Source organism: Yersinia sp. FDAARGOS_228, from assembly GCF_002073315.2.
In the GTDB taxonomy this organism is placed as follows: Bacteria; Pseudomonadota; Gammaproteobacteria; order Enterobacterales; family Enterobacteriaceae; genus Yersinia; species Yersinia intermedia.
The window spans coordinates 1,914,423-1,934,941 of record NZ_CP020409.2; the positions used below are offsets into that span (position 1 = coordinate 1,914,423).

A 20,519-nucleotide genomic window follows, 5' to 3' on the forward strand; every position below is an offset into this window, starting at 1 on the left:
TGTAATGTCTTGTTATGTAACGGGGGGGGAGTCGTTCTTTTGCTATTTTAAGTCGCAGCAAAAATATCGGGCAGCAGATTGATGGTAATTAAATGCAAAATCAGAACTCAAATGAAGGGCCTAACAAGATAGGAAGGAGGCTGCGCTTAAATTCTGAAATATGCTAATTAACCAGCATCGAAATCTTATTTTTCAGTAATAACAAGGGATAACCCTTTACTGACCAGGCAAGTTAGCAGTTATAGCACGAGTCGGTTTTTTCTTACTTTCACTTTCTTAACCTGATACAGGAGGGCTTATGCAGCTCACCCCAAGAGAAGTTGAAAAACTCATGATCTACACGCTGTCTGATGTGGCGTTCAAACGCAAAGCGCGTGGCTTGAAACTCAATTATCCCGAAGCCGTTTCTATCATTACAGTGACAGCAATGGAAGGGGCCAGAGATGGCAAATCGGTAGAAGATGTTATGAAAGAAGCCAGCAAAGTTCTCACTAAAGATGATGTGATGGACGGGGTAGCTGATCTGATTCCGAATGTTCAGGTTGAGGCAATTTTTACTGACGGTAGCCGATTGGTCACGGTGCACGATCCTATTAAATAAATGATGGCAACATGCGAGTAAAACCTGAACTGAATATTGCAGAGGATTAAAGCATGAGCGCAAAGAAAAGCACTAAAAATAATGCAGAACAGAATACCCCTCTCGGTGGCTGCATTTTAGCCGATACACCGATTACCTTTAATGAAAATAAGCCGGTAACTAAAGTTAAAGTGCGTAATACCGGTGACCGACCCATTCAAGTGGGGTCGCATTTTCACTTCTTCGAAGTTAACCGTGCACTGGAGTTTGACCGTGCTGCGGCTTATGGCAAGAGACTCAATATCTCATCAACAACCGCAATTCGTTTTGAACCCGGTGATGAAACCGAAGTTCCGCTGATCCCTTTCGGTGGCAAGCAGACACTGTATGGCTTTAACAACCTGGTGGATGGTTGGACTGGTGAGGGTGTGGTGCCTGATAGCGAACGCCCGGATAAGCTAGAAGCTATCCGTCGTGCGGCTGAACGTGGTTTCAAATCGTCTAAATGACACCTTATCTAATATAGAAATTCACATACGTGTAATCAGCGATACCCAATAGATTTCAAGCTGTAGGGCGGCGGTAAACCAGAGAGTCACGATGAGTTTACACCGGTAAGTGATTCGGGTTAACAAGAGTTGCGACACCCCTGCAATTTGCACGATGAAGGGTATAAACCGTTACACGTACCGGAAAAAGAAAGGAGCGACAGATGCCTCAAATTTCTCGGCAAGAATACGCGGGTCTATTTGGCCCAACGACTGGCGATAAAATCCGTTTGGGTGATACCAATCTGTTTATCGAAATCGAAAAAGACCTGCGTGGATATGGTGAAGAGTCCGTTTACGGTGGTGGCAAGTCATTGCGTGACGGGATGGGGGCGAATAACCATCTGACCCGCGATAATGGTGTGCTGGATTTAGTGATAACCAACGTCACCATTGTTGATGCCCGTTTAGGGGTAATTAAGGCTGACGTCGGTATTCGCGATGGCAAAATTGCCGGTATCGGTAAGAGTGGTAACCCCGGTGTGATGGATGGGGTGACGCCAGGCATGGTAGTCGGTGTTAGCACTGATGCCATTTCCGGTGAGCATTTGATCCTAACCGCCGCTGGTATTGATAGCCATATTCATTTGATCTCCCCACAGCAGGCGTATCATGCGCTGTCCAACGGTGTAGCGACTTTCTTTGGTGGTGGGATTGGCCCAACCGATGGTACCAACGGAACCACCGTGACACCGGGGCCATGGAATATTCGCCAGATGTTGCGCTCTATTGAAGGTCTGCCTGTCAACGTGGGTATTCTGGGTAAAGGCAACTCCTACGGGCGTGGCCCTTTGCTGGAACAAGCCATTGCCGGTGTGGTTGGCTATAAAGTCCATGAAGACTGGGGGGCGACCGCCAATGCCCTGCGCCACTCATTGCGCATGGCAGATGAGATGGATATTCAGGTTTCCGTGCATACCGACAGTTTGAACGAATGTGGCTATGTGGAAGATACCATTGATGCATTCGAAGGCCGCACTATTCACACCTTCCATACCGAAGGGGCGGGTGGGGGGCATGCCCCCGATATTATCCGCGTGGCCAGTCAACCTAACGTGTTGCCAAGCTCAACCAACCCAACTCTGCCATACGGTGTCAACAGTCAGGCTGAGCTATTCGACATGATCATGGTATGCCATAACCTCAATCCAAATGTGCCGGCTGACGTCTCGTTTGCTGAAAGCCGTGTGCGCCCGGAAACCATCGCGGCAGAAAACGTCCTGCACGATATGGGGGTCATCTCCATGTTCTCCAGCGACTCGCAAGCTATGGGGCGCGTCGGGGAAAACTGGCTACGTGTAATGCAAACCGCTAACGCGATGAAAGCATCACGCGGGAAATTACCAGAAGATGCGCCGAATAACGATAACTTCCGTGTACTACGCTATGTGGCAAAAATCACCATTAACCCCGCAATTGCACAGGGTGTCAGCCATGTTATTGGCTCAGTTGAAGTGGGCAAAATGGCTGACTTGGTACTGTGGGATCCGCGCTTCTTCGGGGCTAAACCTAAAATGGTTATCAAAGGCGGCATGATCAACTGGGCGGCGATGGGTGACCCGAACGCATCACTACCAACGCCACAACCGGTGTTCTATCGCCCAATGTTTGGTGCGATGGGCAAAACCTTGCAAGACACTTGCGTCACCTTTGTTTCTCAAGCCGCTCTCGACGATGGCGTGAAAGAGAAAGCGGGGCTGGATCGTCAAGTTATGGCGGTTAAAAACTGTCGTACCATTTCTAAACATGATCTGGTGCGTAATGACCAAACCCCTAATATTGAAGTGGATCCTGAAACCTTTGCGGTGAAAGTGGATGGCGTACATGCCACCTGTGAACCTATCGAAACAGCATCAATGAACCAGCGCTATTTCTTTGGTTAGCAAGGCGTTGGCTTAATGGGGGATACCCCGTTATTTCAGCCTTCAGCTTGCCCACAGTGAGTATCATTTAGCGCCAAGGAGGAGGCGCATTTGGATGAATAATACAGAAAGGGACTTCATTACTGTGGGCAACTGGTTTTTGCTAAAAAATACAGGCAAGGAGTCAACAACATGATTTTGATAGAGCACATTCTTGGCAATGTGAAAAAAGATCCGGTTTGGCAGGCGAAACTTAAAAATGCCACTGTTGATCTGTTGGTTTTGGACCAACGGGAAGCGCAAAAAAGCCGCTGCCGTAAATCTACCCTGCAAGGGCTGGATCTCGGTATTTCTCTCGACAGACATGTAGTACTTGCTGATGGTGATGTGCTGACATGGGATGAAGAAAGCAATGTAGCCGTAGTGGTGCAGATCCATCTGCGCGATGTGATGGTGATTGATTTGAGTGAACTGAAAAACCGTTCAGCGGATGAGTTGATTAAAACCTGCTTTGAACTGGGCCACGCATTGGGTAATCAGCATTGGAAGGCGGTGACTAAAAATAATGAGGTGTACGTACCGCTGACAGTTGCTACCACCATGATGGATTCGGTCATGCGAACCCACGGCTTCCAGCATTTACCTTTCCGTTTTGTTAAAGGGGCGGAGATTCTGCCGCTGCTGACCAACTCTGAAGCCCGGTTGCTGTTTGGTGGCGCTGAAGACACTGATACCCATGTTCATGTCGCCAGCCCTCTGGATGAACCCCATGGCTCTGGCTTACATATTCACAGTATTCACTCTCATGGTGATGGTCATAGCCACGATCACGACCACAGTCATGGTGATCATGATAGCGACCATAAACACTGATTCAGGCAGGGAGGCACCGCAATGAATGCATCAGATCTGATTCGCATTATGCAATTTGGTGATTCCGTACTGCCGGTCGGGGCCTTTACGTTTTCCAATGGTGTGGAATCAGCGATTCAAACCGGCGTGGTTCATGATGTGCCCACATTAAAAGGCTTTGTCCTGACTGCGTTAAAGCAGGCGGCGAGCTGTGATGGTATGGGGGTTGTCGCGGCCCATCGTGCCGTGATGGCAGATGATCGTGATGGCATCATCCGTGCTGACTGGGCAGTGCATAACCGTAAGTTAAATGAAGAGAGCCGCTTGATGGCAACCCGGATGGGGAAAAAATTGGCGGAGATGTCTATCCATGTGGTGGAGCACCCGCTGATCAGTTGGTGGTTGGGGCAGATAAAAAGTGGCAATACCGCAGGCACTTATCCGGCGACTCAGGCGGTGGTTATGGCTGCACAAGGGATAAAGCAGCGGGAAGTGGTTGTTATGCATCAATACGGTGTGGCGATGACGATATTAAGTGCGGCTATGCGTTTGATGCGCGTGACCCATTTCGACACGCAACGCATCTTGTTTGAGTTGAACCATGATATTGAAACGTTCTGTGATATTGCCGAAATAGGCGATATCGATCAGATGTCTTCTTATGTGCCAATTGTGGATGTATTGGCAGCGGTGCATGTGAAAGCACACGTTAGATTATTTAGTAATTAGCTGATTAATAAACAGTATTCTGAGTGCTTGGTTTTGTGTTAACCGAGTGAAGAGCTAAAGCCAGATCAAAATTAAGAGGATTACCCCGTGAATAGCCATTCAACCGATAAACGCAAAAAGATTACCCGCATTGGTATTGGTGGCCCGGTAGGTTCAGGTAAAACCGCCATCATTGAAGTGATCACCCCGATTCTGATTAAACGGGGCATTAAGCCACTGATTATTACCAATGACATTGTAACGACAGAAGATGCCAAGCAGGTGAAACGTACCCTGAAAGGCATTTTGGATGAAGAGAAGATCCTTGGGGTTGAAACCGGTGCCTGCCCGCATACTGCGGTGCGTGAAGACCCAAGTATGAATATTGCCGCAGTAGAAGAGATGGAAGAGCGTTTCCCTGACAGTGACCTGATTATGATTGAAAGTGGGGGGGACAACCTGACACTGACTTTCAGCCCGGCCCTGGCTGACTTCTATATCTATGTAATTGATGTGGCTGAAGGGGAAAAAATTCCGCGCAAAAATGGCCCCGGCCTGGTTCAGGCAGACATACTGGTCATCAATAAGATTGACCTCGCCCCCTACGTCGGTGCCAGTTTAGATGTAATGGAGAGTGATACCAAAGTGGTTCGTGGCACGCGCCCTTATATTCTGACTAACTGCAAAACCGGGCAGGGGATTGAAGAGTTGGTAGATATGATTATGCGTGATTTTCTGTTTACTCACGTACAGCCTGAAGGAGCAAATGCATGACATCGCAGAGCCAGAATATCGTGGAGACACCTTCACGGGTTCGCGCTCACGCACTAGGTGTTAACGCGCCGGAATTAGCGAAATATCAGGATGAACCGGCGCAGATGCGTAGCGGGGCCGTAGGGAAAAGTGGCTACCTCAAACTGAGATTTGCCAAACGTGAACATCGCAGTATTTTGGCCGAAATGGAAAGACGGGTGCCGTCGATGGTGCAAAAGGCGCTGTACTGGGATGAGGAAATGCCTGAGTTACCTTGTGTCACCATGATTTCTACCTCGGGGTGTATTTTACAAGGGGACAGGCTGGCCACTGATGTGATTGTGGAGGCTGGAGCTTGCGCCCATGTTACCACTCAGTCAGCAACCAAAGTTCATATGATGAATGCGAACTACGCCTCGCAGATACAGAATTTTACCGTGGAAGAGGGGGGATATCTGGAGTTTATGCCGGACCCGCTGATCCCACACCGTAATTCACGTTTTATTACTGATACCACTATTAATCTTCATCCGACGGCAACGGCAATTTATTCAGAAATACTGATGTCTGGGCGCAAGTATCATCATGCTGAAGAACGGTTCGGCTTTGATGTGTATTCGTCGAAAGTGGCGGCTCATGATTTATCTGGGAAAGAGTTGTTTGTTGAGAAATATGTTTTGGAACCGAAGTCAGAGAGCCTTGATGCTGTTGGTGTGATGCAAACATTTGATGCTTTCGGCAACGTGATTTTATTAACCCCGAAAGAGCATCATGACCGCATTTTGGCACGGGTGGCCGCCCGCTTTGATATTAAAGGCGGTATTGCCAGTGGGGCAACACGCTTACCCAATGACTGTGGTTTAGTGTTTAAAGCTCTGGGTATCGATAGCGGCGGAGTGAAGGCGGAGATTCGCCAGTTCTGGAAGATCGCTCGTGAGGAGATTCTCGGAATCACGCTGCCGGAACAGTTCTTGTGGCGCTAATACTCAGGTTGGGTAGCCCGGTATTGTAAATGCGAGGCCCAAGGATGGGCCGAGTAACGAGAGCAGCTAACACCGTTGCAGCTTCAAGCTAGAAGGGTATTACCCAAATTAATTGGAGTTGCAGCAAGGCAGCAAACGAATGAATCCCGATGAGCTTACATCAGTAAGTGATTCGGGTGCGTGAGAGCAGCTAACACCGTTGCAGCTTCAAGCTAGAAGGGTATTACCCAAATTAATTGGAGTTGCAGCAAGGCAGCAAACGAATGAATCCCGATGAGCTTACATCAGTAAGTGATTCGGGTGCGTGAGAGCAGCTAACACCGCTGCAGCTTCAAGTAAGAAGGGTAAAGATAATGAATGCAAAAACAGACAACCAATCTGGCTGGACACAACTGGCCGCTTCGAATGTTTTTATTGAATTTATTGATACAACTCTGCGTGGCTGTGCTCAGGTAATGTTCCAGAATAACCCACTCACTGGATTATTCTTTTTTATCGCAATATTTGTCGGTGCCTATGGTGAAGGTAATCCGGCCGTCGCCTATGGCTGTGTCTTAGGTACGGCGGTTGCCACCCTTACCGGTTTAACCATGCGCGACCGTAAATCATGGCGTGCAGGGTTATATGGCTATAACGGGTGCCTGGTTGGCGCGGCTCTCCCGACATTTTTAATGGTTACTCCTGTGCTATGGGCTTGCATCGTGCTGGGCAGTATTGTGTCGGTAATCGCCACTGTGTGTATTGCCGATATTTTAAAAACCTGGAAAGTCGCTGCATTGACCGCACCTTTCGTGTTCACCACTTGGATCATTTTGCTGGCGAGTTACGCCTTTAGCGGTTTGCACAGTAACGGATTACCAGCACCGGCTTTGCCACATCAATTAATATTAGAATCCAGTAGTCTCTTTGGTGGCGGTAATGCTTTTGTCAGCATGTTTAACGGTATTTCCCAGGTATTCCTATTTAGTAGTCTGGTTGGGGGGATTCTATTTGTTATCGGATTGGCGGTGGAATCCTTGTGGGCGGCTGTTTTTGCTGTTTTGGGGGCGATATTAGCTATCCTCACTGCTGCTTTCCTGAATGCTAATCCCCACGATATCAACGCTGGGCTTTATGCTTTCAGCGCTGTCTTGACCGCGATAGCACTGGGTTCGACCTTTAATAAACCCAGTTGGCGTGTTCTGGCTTACACCATTGTGGGGGTTATTTTTACCGTGTTGGTTCAAGGTGCGCTGAATACCTTATTGTTACCGATTGGTATTCCAACACTGACCATGCCGTTTGTTTTAGCTTCATGGCTGTTCTTGGTTCCGAATAAAGATGTGATGCCGGCACATCGACAATAGCTATTCTGCTCTGAACATTTTATCGCTGTACGGCTGAAAATAATCTGGAGTGCGAGCATGACGACAGTGACAGAAAAAAGAGTGGCATTTGGCAATCAGCAAACCAAACTTCGTGCTATCTACCTGCTTATTGGTTTGCTGGTAGTCAATGGATTGGCTTGGATTTGGGCATTTAGCGAATTTAATGATAATGCAATACTAATGGGGATGGCTTTTTTGGCATACAGTTTTGGCCTGCGACATGCGGTTGACGCGGATCATATTGCGGCTATTGATAATGTCACCCGCAAACTTATGCAACAAGGTAAAACACCGATTGCCGTCGGGACTTTTTTCTCGCTCGGCCATTCTACCATTGTGGTATTAGCCTCGTTGGCTATTGCCGCGACGGCTATGGCGTTTAAAGATGATATGGCGTGGTTTCATGAAACCGGTGGGTTGATTGGTACGCTGGTGTCATCGATATTCTTACTGCTATTCGCTTTTCTTAATCTAACCATTCTGATCTCGGTATATAAAAAGTTCAAACAGGTCAAAGCAGGCCATGTCTATCAAGAAGAAGAGCTGGATCTCTTGGTTGTGAACAATGGTGGTTTGTTAGCCCGAATGTTCAGACGTGTATTTAATATGGTCAATAAAAGTTGGCACATGTATCCGGTGGGTTTCTTATTTGGTTTAGGTTTTGATACTGCGACAGAAGTGGGGGTTTTGGGGATTTCCGCCGCCAGTGCCACTCATGGCATGAATTTGTGGTCCATTATGGTATTCCCAATTTTATTTGCCGCCGGGATGGCATTGATCGACTCACTTGATAATTTTGTCATGATCGGGGCTTATGGTTGGGCCTTCTCTAAGCCAGTACGGAAATTGTACTACAACATCACTATCACGGCAGCTTCGGTTATTATTGCTTTCTTTATCGGCGGAATTGAGGCTCTGGGATTAATTGCAGATAAAATGAATCTAACCGGAGGGATCTGGACGCCGATTAATAATATTAGTGAAAATTTAGGCGAGATAGGTTACTGGATAATTGGAATGTTTATATTATGCTGGATAGTTTCGGCAGTAAATTATTATGTGCGCGGTTATGATAAATTAAGTATAAGTCGCTAGTGCTTTGAAAAATAGAAGACACTCATTAAACATTGTTAATTAGTGAGTGTCTTACTTATTAGCACTATATATTGGCTACATGTTGTGTTTTTTTGCGAAACTCATGATATCTTTCTTGATTTCAGAAAGTTTACTTTCAGGTGCTTTTTTACACACTTCAACTACTTTAGGTGTCACGATAGTATCCGTTTCTTGCAGATCAACATAATCACCTTTCTTATATTGAGTGTCATCATTTAATACCCAATAAACAACCGGAGTAAATGACTTAGGATTCAGATCGAGGAATTCTTTGCAGGTCATATCACTCGGGGTAGTGCCCGTTGCTTTAGCGGTTGTAGGTGTAGCTGCAAAGGTTGTCGCGGCAGCGGAAAGCAATAAACCAGTCAATGCAATATTACGAAGTGATTTGTAGGACATGCTTATTTCCTTATTTATTTGTCAAATATTATTTAATATTCACAAGGTTAAACCAAGGATGATATACATCAATCGGTTATGACATCTTAGTCGATATCGTCACCCTGAGTACGGCTGTATTATCGTGCATAAGTAGCATTAATGCCAATAATCAAACTGATTAATTTCTTCGTTATTTAGTATGGGTAACTTTACATTGTGTAAAATGAACTTTATATCTAATAGTCATAATCTACTGCCTCGCAATAGTGAATGCTGCCACTGGGTTTTAATCTAATTTCACTCCCTGCTAATATTGGATAACTATAAATCAGGGCAAATAGCTCACTATTCATAAAACTTATCATTTGATTTTCATTAAAAATATTTTAAAATAACCATGAATTTTCCCGTTTTTTTATCTATACTTAATTCACCTATAACAATTTTAGTCACGCTATTGATGAAAATATTACAGGAAATTAAGTCTAAAGTTTCGATACCTTTTTGCCTTGCTATACTGGTGGCAATTAATGGGTATCTGGTCTTAAGCCCAGTACTTTTGCGGGCGATATCTCATTCAACCGACGCTATCAATAATTTCAATACTTGGAAGGAGGCATTAAGTTTTCTTGAATTATTTGAAATTCCGCGATTTATGATCGGTCTGGTACTGATATTGATGGCAATAGCACTGTCGATGGGAACCCGTATTGCATGGTTCTTCACTGTGTTGTTGCTGGTTACTATTGTGGCTATCAATCTCTTTATTCTGAAAGATCATAATACACTGACGACTTATTCCATTGTGATTATTGTTGCCTTGATTTTTTATTGGCGCGATTTTGATTACCATAGCCTTGGTAGTGGCACATTCTTTGCGGTCGTCAGTATTGCTTCATTGATCGTCTATAGCATGCTCGGTACACTCTATATGGGCGATGAGTTTGCTCCGGCCGTGACCGATTTACCTACAGCTTTCTATTTCGCGATCGTTTGCATGTCGACTGTGGGCTTTGGGGATATTATCCCCCATACCACGCTGGCGCGGATGTTTACTCTTACGGTGATTCTTTCCGGTATAACCGTCTTTGCTGCTTCAATTTCTTCCATTGCCGGGCCGATGATCAGTAATAATATCAAACGAATAGTTAAAGGCAGGATTTCTCACGTGGAACGTAAAAATCATTTTATTATTGTCGGTACCAACTCCCTGGCTGCGAATGTCTATAACGGTCTACGTGACCGGGGTGATGAGGTTACTGTCGTTATCGCTGCCGGTAGTCAACATGAATTTCCTTCCGATGCAGATATTATCGAGGGCGATCCATCAGCGGTTGCAACATTGCAATTGGCGGGAGCAGCTAAAGCAAAATATATTATCGCCTTATGTAACAGTGATGCTGATAATACCTTTACCATTTTAGCCGCTAAAGAAATCGCAGGTGAGTCGACTAAAACGCTGGCATTGGTAAATGAAAGTCAGAATATGAAAAAAGTTAAACGGGTCAACCCCGATATGGTGTTCTCATTGCCCCTGCTCGGCAGCGAACTATTGGTTAGAACCCTGAATGGCGATCCCATCAATAACGATCTTATTACAGACATGTTCTTTGGTCACTGTCAGAAGTTAGATTGATCTGATGAGCTTAATCTACAGTAGTAGATAAAAACACCCTCACACTGAGGGTGTTTTATTTTTAGCCGTTAACGGATATTTATTCAGCCGTTGCTGGTGGGTCTTTCGGTTTTTCTTTAGGGCCAATCATCAAACCTAATTCAACAGCGATAAAGCCTACGATGAGGCTGGCGACCAAATAACAGATTGAGACTAAAATCCCGCCAGGGTTTTTCATCATTTCTACCGCACCAAAGACAAAACTGGAAAAAGTTGAAAGGCCACCCATGATCCCGGTAGCGACCATCAAATGCACATATTGATTAATTTTATCTTTTTTAAAGAAAGAGGTAGTTAGCCCTAATAAAAATGCTGCGATAATGTTGGCGACAAAAATATCCATTGGGAAACCGTCGGCCAGTCGCGGCACTGCTAGCATAATAAACTCGCGACACATGGCACCAAAAGCGCCACCAACAAAGACTAAAATAATAAGATTTGGCATAGTATCCCTCTCCGCTTAATAAGCCAACCAGGCACCCAATGCCGCTGCCGCCAGACCAACTAATACCGAAATCATCAGATATCCGGCAGCAATCGCCCTGCCACCGGCGGTGGCCAGTTTTGCTGCATCTAATTGCATGCTGCTGAAGGTGGTATAACCGCCAAGAATACCGGTGAGTACCGCAGCATTGATCAAATCACCGTAGCGATCACGCCAGTCAACACTAAAGAGAATACTCAGATATCCAATAACAAATGCACCAGAAATATTAATCAGAAAAGTACCAAGAGGAAAATTACCTTGGTATATTTTGCCGACCCTCAGCCCTATCCACCACCGTAAAAGTGAGCCGAGACCGCCACCAAATCCAACCCACATTACATCGATTGCAGTCATAACAATGCCCTCAATAATAATTTGTCAGAGTAAGGGTAATTGTAGTGCAAATAAATGACGGGATCTTTCGAATATGACGAATTATCAGCCTTAAGTATTATGCTTTATTCGAGTTTAATCAGAGGGGAAAATATAAATGAACGGGTAATTAGCGCAGAAGATAATCGGGATGGAATATGGTTTGTCACATGGATTATTCCGTAATGAAACTATATTTCTATTGCTGCCAATGATAGAACTTTATACCGATTGCGTGGGGGGTATCACTTGCGGGGACAAAGGATAGCGTTAAAATAGAAATGCCGTTTCAAAATCAGATAAGTAGAGACAGGAGCTATCATGCCCTACCAAGCAGATCCTTCCCGATATAACCAAATGCAATATCGTTTTTGTGGAAAAAGTGGCTTGCAGCTTCCGGCGTTATCGCTTGGGCTGTGGCATAACTTTAGCTTTAACAATACATTAGAGTCACAGCGTACATTATTACGCAAAGCTTTTGACCTAGGGATTACTCATTTCGATTTGGCCAACAACTATGGCCCACCTCCTGGCTCAGCCGAGCAAAATTTTGGTAAATTGCTGCACGACGATTTTAAGCCTTACCGTGATGAGCTGATAATCTCGACCAAAGCAGGTTATAACATGTGGCCTGGCCCGTATGGTGCGGGCAGTTCGCGCAAATATCTGCTTGCCAGCCTGGATCAAAGCTTACAGCGTATGGGGCTGGACTATGTTGATATCTTCTATTCGCACCGTGTAGATGAAAATACGCCAATGGAAGAAACCGCCTCGGCACTGGCTCAGGCGGTACAAAGTGGCAAGGCACTGTATGTGGGGATTTCATCATATTCTTCTGAACGCACCGCCAAAATGGTTGAGCTATTGCAGCAATGGAAGGTTCCACTGCTTATTCATCAGCCCTCCTACAATATTTTGAATCGTTGGGTTGAGCAGACTCATTTATTAGATACATTGGAGCAACAGGGGGTAGGTTGTATTGCCTTTACCCCGTTGGCTCAAGGGTTGTTAACGGGGAAATACCTTAATGGCATTCCCGATGATTCTCGAATGAAAAAAGAAGCTGGCGGTTCGCTGAAGGAGAATATGCTATCAGCCGCCAATCTGCGCAGTATCAAGGCACTGAATGCGTTAGCTCAACAACGTGGGCAATCATTGGCACAAATGGCATTGAGCTGGTTATTGAAAGATAATCGTGTGACCTCGGTATTGATCGGTGCCAGTCGCCCAGAGCAGTTGGAGGAAAACTGTGCAGCCTTGGCTAACCTGAGTTTTAGTGCTGAAGAGTTACGGGCGATTGATCAGCATGTGGCCGATGGGCAGCTTAATTTATGGCAGGCTTCTTCTGACCGCTAGCCCGTGATAACACGATAAGCCGGAGATGTTCTCCGGCTTTTTTATGGGCAAACCCCTTATTCGGATGATGAGCCCGCCGCCAACCCGACCTTCAGTAGCTTACCGTCACTCTCATCTGTTAGCAGATAGACATAACCATCTGGCCCGACCCGGACATCGCGGATACGCTCACCGCGATCACCCAGTAGACGCTCCTCTGCAATCACTTTGTCGCCATCCAACTGCAAGCGAATCAACTCCTTCTGTGCCAATGCGCCAATAAATAGTGAATGTTGCCACGTGGGGAAGCGGGCAGCGTCATAGAAAGCCATGCCACTGATACCGGGTGATTTCTCCCAGTAATATGCCGGTTGCTCGGTGCCCTCAACATGGGTACCTTTCGCTTCTGGAATGGCTAAACCTGAATAGTTAACACCATGAGTGGCTAATGGCCAGCCGTAGTTTTTCCCGGCCTGTGGGATATTGATTTCATCGCCGCCTTTAGGACCATGCTCATTAGCCCACATCACTTCAGTCCATGGGTTAAGCGCCAGACCCTGTGGATTGCGATGACCATAGGACCAGATCTCCGGCTTTGCCGGAGGCTTATTGGTAAACGGATTATCTTTCGGCACCTTACCATCAAGTGCCAGACGAACAATTTTACCTTGATGTAAGCTCAAGTCTTGAGCCGTGGGGCGCTGATTATTTTCGCCCAGAGTAATAAAGAGATGGCCTTGCTTATCAAAAGCTAATTTACCGCCAAAATGGTTACCGGTAGATAATTTAGGTTGTTGGCGGAAGAATACTTTAAAGTTTTCAATGGTTGTCCCCTGGGGATTAAGACGACCATAACCCACAGCGGTGCCCGCTTTCCCCTCGTCCCCCGCTTCAGCAAAACTTAGATATACGCGGCGATCCTGAGGAAATGTTGGTGATAACGCCACCTCCAATAGGCCACCTTGCCCCTTGGCATAGACGTCTGGCACACCTTTTAAAGGCGGTGATAGGGGTTTCCCTGCTTGCCACAAACGCAACTGCCCAGAGCGCTCCGTGATTAAAATCCCCCCATTATCAGGCAGAAATGCCAGTGACCATGGATGATCCAACCCACCTTGTAATTCTGTTACGGTCACTACCGGGGCGGCCAAGGCGGACATCGAAACAAATACGCTAAATAACAAGCCGCTCAAGCTATAGCTCAGTGTTCTATTTCTGAATATCGTCATTAGTCGCTCCTTTAAAATGCAAACACCTGTTAACTTTAGAGTATTAAGGGAAAATCAGCGACTCATTGCTATTGTCAGCGTTATGCGGAGGACAGCATTCAGATTTCGTTCCACAAAAAAAGCTCACAAGCTGAGCAAATGGAAAAGTGGCAAAGGTTAAGTTCAAACAATTCTGCAAACCGATAAGGTGCCCTAATTAATGCTGCTGCCAGCCACTAGCGCCTATTGCTAGTGAAAAATATCCGTCACTAATATGTGAATAATAATTAACTAAATGATATGTAAGTATATTAAACTTAATTCGCCAAGAAAAAGAATCATCATTTTGCGATAAACATCACATTGCATTTGCTTAGAAATGTGAAGGGCATCAATATGAAAAGTCAACCAGAGACGATTATGTGAGTACTTGAATTACTGTCTTAACTGTTAACGCCATATACTGCCGACAACCAGAAACAATGGGGCTGGGCAAGGGGCACGATAAAGTACAGATAAAGGGAATTCACCATTGCACTGGCATATAGTTAACGTGTGTCTTTTGAACATCAAAAGGTGTTGGGTATGGAAAAGAAAAAAATTTATCTATTTTGCTCAGCCGGTATGTCTACCTCACTACTGGTTTCAAAAATGAAAGTGCAAGCAGAGAAGTATGACGTACCCGTGATTATCAATGCTTACCCTGAGGCACTGGCGGCAGAACATGGCGCTCAAGCGGATGTTATTTTGTTAGGGCCGCAAATCGCTTACATGTTGCCTGAAGTGGCAAAAATGTTCCCCAATAAGCCAGTTGAAGTGATCGACGCGCTCCTATACGGCAAAGTCGACGGACTGGGGGTATTAAAAGCTGCCGTAGCCGCAATAAAAAAAGCAAAACAATAAGGGGTGCACTGTGAGCGCATTTATTAATTCTCTGGAAAAGGTCATCTTGCCTTTTGCTATTAAAATAGGCAGACAGCAACATATTAATGCTATCAAGAATGGGTTTATTCGGCTGATGCCGTTAACCCTGACGGGTGCCATGTTCGTACTGATTAACAATGTTTTCTTAAGTTTTGGTGACGGGTCATTCTTTTTCTCGATGGGTGTAAGGTTAGATGCCGATACCATCACTACACTTAATGGTTTTAAAGCGATAGGCGGTAACGTTTATAACGGTACCCTCGGCATTATGTCGCTAATGACGCCATTCTTTATCAGCATGGCGTTGGCTGAAGAGAAGAGAGTCGATCCTCTGGCAGCAGCCCTGCTAGCTATTGCTGCTTTTATGACCGTGACGCCATACAGTGTTGGCGAAGCCTATGCCGTCGGTGCCAATTGGCTAGGTGGTGCTAATATCATCTCCGGTATCATCATCGGTTTGGTGGTGGCAGAGCTATTTACCTTTATTGTGCGGCGTAACTGGGTTATCCGTCTGCCAGACAGTGTGCCGACGTCAGTTTCCCGTTCTTTCTCGGCATTGATTCCTGGGTTTATCATTCTTTCCATCATGGGCGTGATTGCTTATGCCCTTGGATTGCATGGCACCAACTTCCACCAGATCATTATGGATACCATATCAGCGCCGTTGTCGAAGATGGGCAGTGTCGTGGGGTGGGTATATGTCATGTGTTCCTCGCTGTTGTGGTTCTTCGGGATACACGGTGCGATGGCTTTATCTGCACTGGAAAGTGGCATTATGATGCCATTTGCATTGGAGAACGTTGCAACCTATACCCAGTATGGTTCCGTTGCTGCGGCACTGGCTGCCGGTAAAGAATTCCATATGTGGGCTAAGCCGTTTGTTGACTCTTATATTTTCCTGGGGGGCACCGGCGCAACACTTGGACTGGTTATTGCCATCTTTATTGCTTCCCGCCGTGAGGATTATCGTCAGGTAGCAAAATTGGGCGCACCGGCGAGTATTTTCCAGATAAACGAACCAATCCTATTTGGTTTGCCGGTCATAATGAACCCGTTGTTCTTTATTCCGTTCATCTTGGTTCAACCGGTGTTAGCCATCATCACTTCAGTGGCGTATTACACCGGCCTTATTCCGCCAATCACCAATATTGCGCCATGGACCATGCCGGTCGGCTTAGGTGCCTTCTTCAATACCAACGGCAGCATTGCCGCAATGTTATTAAGCTTGTTCAACTTAGGCATCGCCACGCTGATGTATCTGCCATTCGTGATAATTGCCAATAAGGCGCAGAACGAAATTGATCGTCAGGTTGAAAGTGAAGAAGAGATTGCTGATAGCTTGAAATTCTAAGCGTTAAATATGTTTATCGTATAAGGCTGGAGGCCGGAATGAAGTATCAATTTCCTGATGATTTTTGGTGGGGTAGCGCCACCTCGGCCACCCAATCCGAAGGGGCGTCGTTGCGGGATGGCAAGAGCAAAAACATCTTCGATTATTGGTACGAAATTGCACCGGAACGTTTTCATGGTCAAATTGGCCCTGAAAACACCTCCACCTTTTACGATAACTATCAGCAAGACATTTTGCTGTTAAAGCAATTGGGGCATAACACATTCAGGACATCGATTTCATGGTCGCGGCTGATGCCAAATGGTGAGGGTGAACTTAACCCTAAAGCTGTCACATTTTATAACGCGGTGATCGATAGCCTACTGGCGAATGGCATTACCCCTTTCATCAATCTCTATCATTTTGATATGCCGTTATGCATGCAAGAACAAGGAGGCTGGGAAAGCCGTACTGTTGTGGATGCCTACGCTCGTTATGCTAAAAACTGCTTTATGTTGTTTGGTGATCGGGTTAAACACTGGTTTACCTTTAATGAGCCAATTGTGCCCGTCGAAGCAGGCTACCTGAACGATCTGCACTACCCAGGGGTGGTTGACTTTAAACGTGCGGTCACCGTTGCTTATCACAGCGTATTGGCCCATGCCAAAGCCGTGGAAAACTACCGAGAATTAAAGCAGGGCGGTGAGATTGGTATCATTTTGAACCTTACCCCGACCTATCCTCGCTCTGACAGTGCACCAGACCAGATTGCGGCTAATCATGCCGATTTACTGCTTAACCGTAGCTTCCTCGATCCCGTTACCAAAGGTGTTTACCCTGGCGAACTGATCACGTTGCTGCGAGAGCACGACTTATTGCCACAGATTGAATCCGGTGATTGCCAGCACATTGCGGCTGGTGTAATCGATCTGTTAGGGGTTAACTATTATCAGCCAAGACGTGTTCAGGCAAAAGATATTCCAACCCCTCAAGGGCAGGTAAAAACGCCGGAGGATTTATTCAGTTTTTATGCGATGCCAGGGCGGAAAATCAACCCGCATCGTGGCTGGGAAATATACGAAAAAGGGCTGTATGACATCCTGAAAAACCTGAGAGAGAATTATGACAATATTGCGTGTTATATCTCTGAGAATGGCATGGGTGTTGAAGGTGAAGAGCAGTTTATCACGCCATCGGGTATGGTCGATGACCAGTACCGCATCGAGTTCATTCATGCGCATCTGAAGTGGTTACATCAAGCGTTACAAGAGGGTAGCAACTGTAAAGGCTATCATCTGTGGACTTTTATTGATTGCTGGTCTTGGCTCAATGCATACAAAAATCGCTATGGTTTAGTTCGGTTGAATATCGCCGACCAGACGCGAGCACTAAAGAAAAGTGGCTACTGGTTTGCTGATGTCGCAAGGCAACATGGTTTTAATTAATGGTTTTAATTTACGGAGTAACAATAGCATGTTTGATTTAGATAAAATCGTGGATGATGTGCAGCCTACCGATGAAATGGAAGATGTGGTTATGGGGCTGATTATCAATGCGGGGCAAGCCAGAAGTTTGGCCTACAACGCTTTGAAACAGGCCAAGGCGGGTGACTTTGCTCAAGCGAAAGAGTTGATGGCGCAATCCCGCCTGGCGCTAAATGAGGCGCATTTAGTGCAGACCAAGCTGATTGAAGCCGACCAAGGAGAGGGTAAAACCAAAGTAACATTGGTACTGGTCCATGCTCAGGATCATTTGATGAATGCGATGCTAGCCAGAGAGTTAATTGATGAGTTGATCGAATTGCATCGAAAGCTACAGTGAATTTTGTATAACACATTGGCTATTTTGAACGAGAAAGTGAAGGTAAATAAGATGGAAGTCAGGTTAGTACGTCAAAAAGACTTTTTTAACGGAAAAGAGTTTCATCTATTTATTTATAACAAAACGGAAAGTGCCACCGGCTTACATCAACATGATTACTATGAATATACGCTGATATTAACCGGCATGTGTTTCCAGGAAATAAACGGTAAGCGAGTCTTTTTAGAGCGAGGTGATTTTGCTTTTATTCCCATGGGGTCTCATCACAAAAGTTTCTATGAATTTGGTGCCACCCGTATTCTGAATGTGGGAATAAGTAAAACCTTCTTTGAAGAGCACTATTCTCATCTGCTATCGCGGCCTGTTGTGGCTTCTCAGGCTTATCGCCTAAAAGGTGATTTTCTCTCTTATATTGAATCGGCGATTTCTGCACCACACTTTAGGGACGATGAGCTTACTGAACTGGTAGAACTGTTGACTTTTTATGTCACTAACCGCATCAGCCATCATAAAGAGAGTGATACTAACGACGATATTCCGCTGTGGCTGAAGAGCAGTATCGACAAGATGCATGATAAATCGATGTTTGGTGAGAAAGCGTTGGTGAATATGATCGAACTTTCTGGTAAAACCCAAGAGTATCTGACCCGCGCTACCCGCCGTTATTACGAAAAAACGCCGATGCAGATTATCAATGAAATTAGAGTTAACTTTGCTAAAACTCAGCTTGAAATGACCAATTACTTAGTCTCTGACATTGCTTTTGAAGCAGGTTACAGCGACACCACGTTATTTATTAAAAACTTCAAAAAACTCACCTCTTTTACGCCAGGGAACTATCGCAAAAAATTCAACTGCGTCAAAGAGGGGTTATCCGATTAGTTTCCAGCCAGACATTTCTTGCTGAAATGGCCTAACAAGGAGCCCACAATGGAAAAGTTACTTATTGTTAATGCTGATGATTTTGGTTTAAGCAAAGGTCAAAATTACGGGATCATTGAAGCATTCCAGCACGGTATTGTCTCATCCACCACGGCGATGATGAACTGCGCCGATATCTACCATGCGGCAGAACTTAGCGAGCAAAATCCAACTTTGCCCGTAGGGATGCATTTTGTTCTTACTTACGGGCGGCCGTTAACGTCTATGCCATCATTAGTTAATGCCAACGGTGAACTGGGCAAGTGGTTGTGGCAACGTGCCGAGGCGGGTGAACTGAATCTTGACGAGATAGCTCAGGAGTTGGCTGCTCAGTTTGATAAATTTGTTGCAGTCTTCGGCCGTGCCCCCACTCACATCGACAGCCATCATCATGTACATATGTTGCCGCAAATTTATCCGCTGGTTGTTGCTTTTGCCCACCAGAAATCTCTTCCACTGCGTATTGACCGCAATGAAGCACAGCAGCATGAGATTGTGCTTGATAACCCGCGAAGCAGCGAGTGGTTCGATAGTGGTTTTTATGGTGAAACGTTATCCGAACAAACATTTTTGCAGTTGCTGGAAAATGCTGATCAAAAAGCAATTAATTCACTCGAGATTATGTGCCACCCCGCGTTTGTCGACAACATTCTTATGACCAGCGGCTATTGTTACCCACGCTTGACCGAGTTAGAAGTGCTGACATCGCCGGCATTAAAACAAGCCATTGAGCAGCGCGGCTATAGATTGGGATCATATTTGGATTGCTGAAATTATTAAGATAAAGTCGCCATTTGCCGATAATCATTGTACTGACTTAGCGAATGATAAGGATATGTCCGATGGGTATAAATGCGAGCTTACCAATAGCAGCAGCGGCGGGAAATGGCGGCAAGAATACTGCAAGTGCTGGAAATGATTTGGCAACTCAGATACAGAATGTAATCGCAAAAATCGCTGAGGTTACGCAAAAACTCAAAGATGGTATTGATTTGTCAAAAGAACAGCGAAAAAACATTCAAGCTCAATTAACGATGCTACAGCAGCAACTGGCTGAATTGTTACGTCGTCAGGCGCAACAAGCGCAGCAAAAGCATGATGGGAAAAGTAATGTTGTTGAGAACGCAGACCAGATAAAAGCACAAGATAGTAATATAGATATTTATATTTGATTCATTAAATATCAACAAACTAGCCGTATAAGCTAAAGTATTTTTTAGTTATTTCCATTATATCGGGTGATTCGTTAAGTGAGCATGTTTTAGAACCACGCCATGATAGATTGATACTGTCACC

General features: G+C 45.5%; 22 protein-coding genes. 18 read left to right on the forward strand and 4 right to left on the reverse strand.

What is annotated here, in order from left to right; translation table 11 throughout:
- Positions 1 to 298 precede the first annotated feature (298 nt).
- The 9 genes from A6J67_RS08760 to A6J67_RS08800 all read left to right on the forward strand — a co-directional run bounded on the left by A6J67_RS08760 (position 299) and on the right by A6J67_RS08800 (position 8,748).
- Entirely contained in the window at positions 299 to 601 is a 303-nt protein-coding gene (locus tag A6J67_RS08760; protein ID WP_002215288.1) for an urease subunit gamma, read from the forward strand.
- 53 nt (positions 602 to 654) lie between these two features.
- Positions 655 to 1,089 carry an urease subunit beta gene (locus tag A6J67_RS08765; protein ID WP_005188835.1) on the forward strand — a complete coding sequence of 145 codons (435 nt, stop codon included), beginning with the start codon at positions 655 to 657 and terminating at the stop codon, positions 1,087 to 1,089.
- Between the two features lie 203 nt (positions 1,090 to 1,292).
- A complete protein-coding gene (locus A6J67_RS08770) occupies positions 1,293 to 3,011 on the forward strand; it encodes an urease subunit alpha (RefSeq protein WP_005188833.1) in 1,719 nt (572 codons plus the stop codon).
- Between the two features lie 171 nt (positions 3,012 to 3,182).
- Entirely contained in the window at positions 3,183 to 3,863 is a 681-nt protein-coding gene (ureE, locus tag A6J67_RS08775; protein ID WP_050084642.1) for an urease accessory protein UreE, read from the forward strand.
- Between the two features lie 21 nt (positions 3,864 to 3,884).
- On the forward strand, positions 3,885 to 4,571 hold the full coding sequence (locus tag A6J67_RS08780; RefSeq protein WP_005188829.1) for an urease accessory protein UreF: 687 nt from the start codon (positions 3,885 to 3,887) through the stop codon (positions 4,569 to 4,571).
- 87 nt (positions 4,572 to 4,658) lie between these two features.
- A complete protein-coding gene (gene ureG, locus A6J67_RS08785) occupies positions 4,659 to 5,324 on the forward strand; it encodes an urease accessory protein UreG (RefSeq protein ID WP_005188826.1) in 666 nt (221 codons plus the stop codon).
- Entirely contained in the window at positions 5,321 to 6,286 is a 966-nt protein-coding gene (locus A6J67_RS08790) for an urease accessory protein UreD (protein ID WP_032907018.1), read from the forward strand. Before ureG ends, A6J67_RS08790 begins: the two co-directional genes overlap by 4 nt.
- 353 nt (positions 6,287 to 6,639) lie before the next feature.
- Positions 6,640 to 7,632, forward strand: a complete 993-nt coding sequence (yut, locus tag A6J67_RS08795; protein WP_005188821.1) for an urea transporter — start codon at positions 6,640 to 6,642, stop codon at positions 7,630 to 7,632.
- 57 nt (positions 7,633 to 7,689) lie between these two features.
- Positions 7,690 to 8,748, forward strand: a complete 1,059-nt coding sequence (locus A6J67_RS08800; RefSeq protein ID WP_005188818.1) for a HoxN/HupN/NixA family nickel/cobalt transporter — start codon at positions 7,690 to 7,692, stop codon at positions 8,746 to 8,748.
- Between the two features lie 75 nt (positions 8,749 to 8,823).
- Here A6J67_RS08800 and hdeB read toward each other — a convergent pair whose 3' ends face one another.
- Positions 8,824 to 9,168, reverse strand: a complete 345-nt coding sequence (gene hdeB / locus A6J67_RS08805; RefSeq protein WP_050074254.1) for an acid-activated periplasmic chaperone HdeB — start codon at positions 9,166 to 9,168, stop codon at positions 8,824 to 8,826.
- Between the two features lie 442 nt (positions 9,169 to 9,610).
- Between hdeB and kch the strand changes: the two genes are divergently transcribed.
- Entirely contained in the window at positions 9,611 to 10,786 is a 1,176-nt protein-coding gene (kch, locus tag A6J67_RS08810; RefSeq protein ID WP_005188807.1) for a voltage-gated potassium channel protein, read from the forward strand.
- 79 nt (positions 10,787 to 10,865) lie between these two features.
- On the opposite strand, the gene crcB is transcribed toward kch, so the two are convergent.
- On the reverse strand, positions 10,866 to 11,270 hold the full coding sequence (crcB, locus tag A6J67_RS08815; RefSeq protein WP_005188803.1) for a fluoride efflux transporter CrcB: 405 nt from the start codon (positions 11,268 to 11,270) through the stop codon (positions 10,866 to 10,868).
- Positions 11,271 to 11,285: 15 nt separating this feature from the next.
- A complete protein-coding gene (locus tag A6J67_RS08820; RefSeq protein ID WP_032907016.1) occupies positions 11,286 to 11,666 on the reverse strand; it encodes a fluoride efflux transporter FluC in 381 nt (126 codons plus the stop codon).
- A 339-nt stretch (positions 11,667 to 12,005) separates the two neighbouring features.
- Between A6J67_RS08820 and mgrA the strand changes: the two genes are divergently transcribed.
- Positions 12,006 to 13,040 carry an L-glyceraldehyde 3-phosphate reductase gene (gene mgrA / locus A6J67_RS08825; RefSeq protein WP_050084651.1) on the forward strand — a complete coding sequence of 345 codons (1,035 nt, stop codon included), beginning with the start codon at positions 12,006 to 12,008 and terminating at the stop codon, positions 13,038 to 13,040.
- A gap of 56 nt (positions 13,041 to 13,096) precedes the next feature.
- Here the strand turns inward: mgrA and A6J67_RS08830 are convergent, their stop codons facing one another.
- On the reverse strand, positions 13,097 to 14,248 hold the full coding sequence (locus A6J67_RS08830; protein WP_050074256.1) for a PQQ-dependent sugar dehydrogenase: 1,152 nt from the start codon (positions 14,246 to 14,248) through the stop codon (positions 13,097 to 13,099).
- A gap of 564 nt (positions 14,249 to 14,812) precedes the next feature.
- Between A6J67_RS08830 and A6J67_RS08835 the strand changes: the two genes are divergently transcribed.
- From A6J67_RS08835 to A6J67_RS08865, 7 genes are all read left to right on the forward strand, one after another.
- On the forward strand, positions 14,813 to 15,130 hold the full coding sequence (locus A6J67_RS08835; RefSeq protein WP_032907013.1) for a PTS sugar transporter subunit IIB: 318 nt from the start codon (positions 14,813 to 14,815) through the stop codon (positions 15,128 to 15,130).
- A 10-nt stretch (positions 15,131 to 15,140) separates the two neighbouring features.
- Complete coding sequence (chbC, locus tag A6J67_RS08840) at positions 15,141 to 16,502, forward strand: PTS N,N'-diacetylchitobiose transporter subunit IIC (RefSeq protein WP_005188787.1); 1,362 nt, start codon at positions 15,141 to 15,143, stop codon at positions 16,500 to 16,502.
- A gap of 38 nt (positions 16,503 to 16,540) precedes the next feature.
- Positions 16,541 to 17,926 carry a glycoside hydrolase family 1 protein gene (locus A6J67_RS08845; protein ID WP_050296795.1) on the forward strand — a complete coding sequence of 462 codons (1,386 nt, stop codon included), beginning with the start codon at positions 16,541 to 16,543 and terminating at the stop codon, positions 17,924 to 17,926.
- A 28-nt stretch (positions 17,927 to 17,954) separates the two neighbouring features.
- A complete protein-coding gene (gene chbA, locus A6J67_RS08850) occupies positions 17,955 to 18,302 on the forward strand; it encodes a PTS N,N'-diacetylchitobiose transporter subunit IIA (RefSeq protein WP_005188783.1) in 348 nt (115 codons plus the stop codon).
- 51 nt (positions 18,303 to 18,353) lie between these two features.
- Positions 18,354 to 19,184 carry a transcriptional regulator ChbR gene (chbR, locus tag A6J67_RS08855; RefSeq protein WP_032907012.1) on the forward strand — a complete coding sequence of 277 codons (831 nt, stop codon included), beginning with the start codon at positions 18,354 to 18,356 and terminating at the stop codon, positions 19,182 to 19,184.
- Positions 19,185 to 19,232: 48 nt separating this feature from the next.
- The gene (gene chbG, locus A6J67_RS08860) at positions 19,233 to 19,994 is read left to right on the forward strand and encodes a chitin disaccharide deacetylase (protein WP_005188778.1); all 762 of its coding nucleotides are present in this window, start codon (positions 19,233 to 19,235) and stop codon (positions 19,992 to 19,994) included.
- A gap of 71 nt (positions 19,995 to 20,065) precedes the next feature.
- Positions 20,066 to 20,395 carry a FlxA-like family protein gene (locus tag A6J67_RS08865; protein WP_042568445.1) on the forward strand — a complete coding sequence of 110 codons (330 nt, stop codon included), beginning with the start codon at positions 20,066 to 20,068 and terminating at the stop codon, positions 20,393 to 20,395.
- The last annotated feature ends 124 nt before the right edge of the window (positions 20,396 to 20,519 follow it).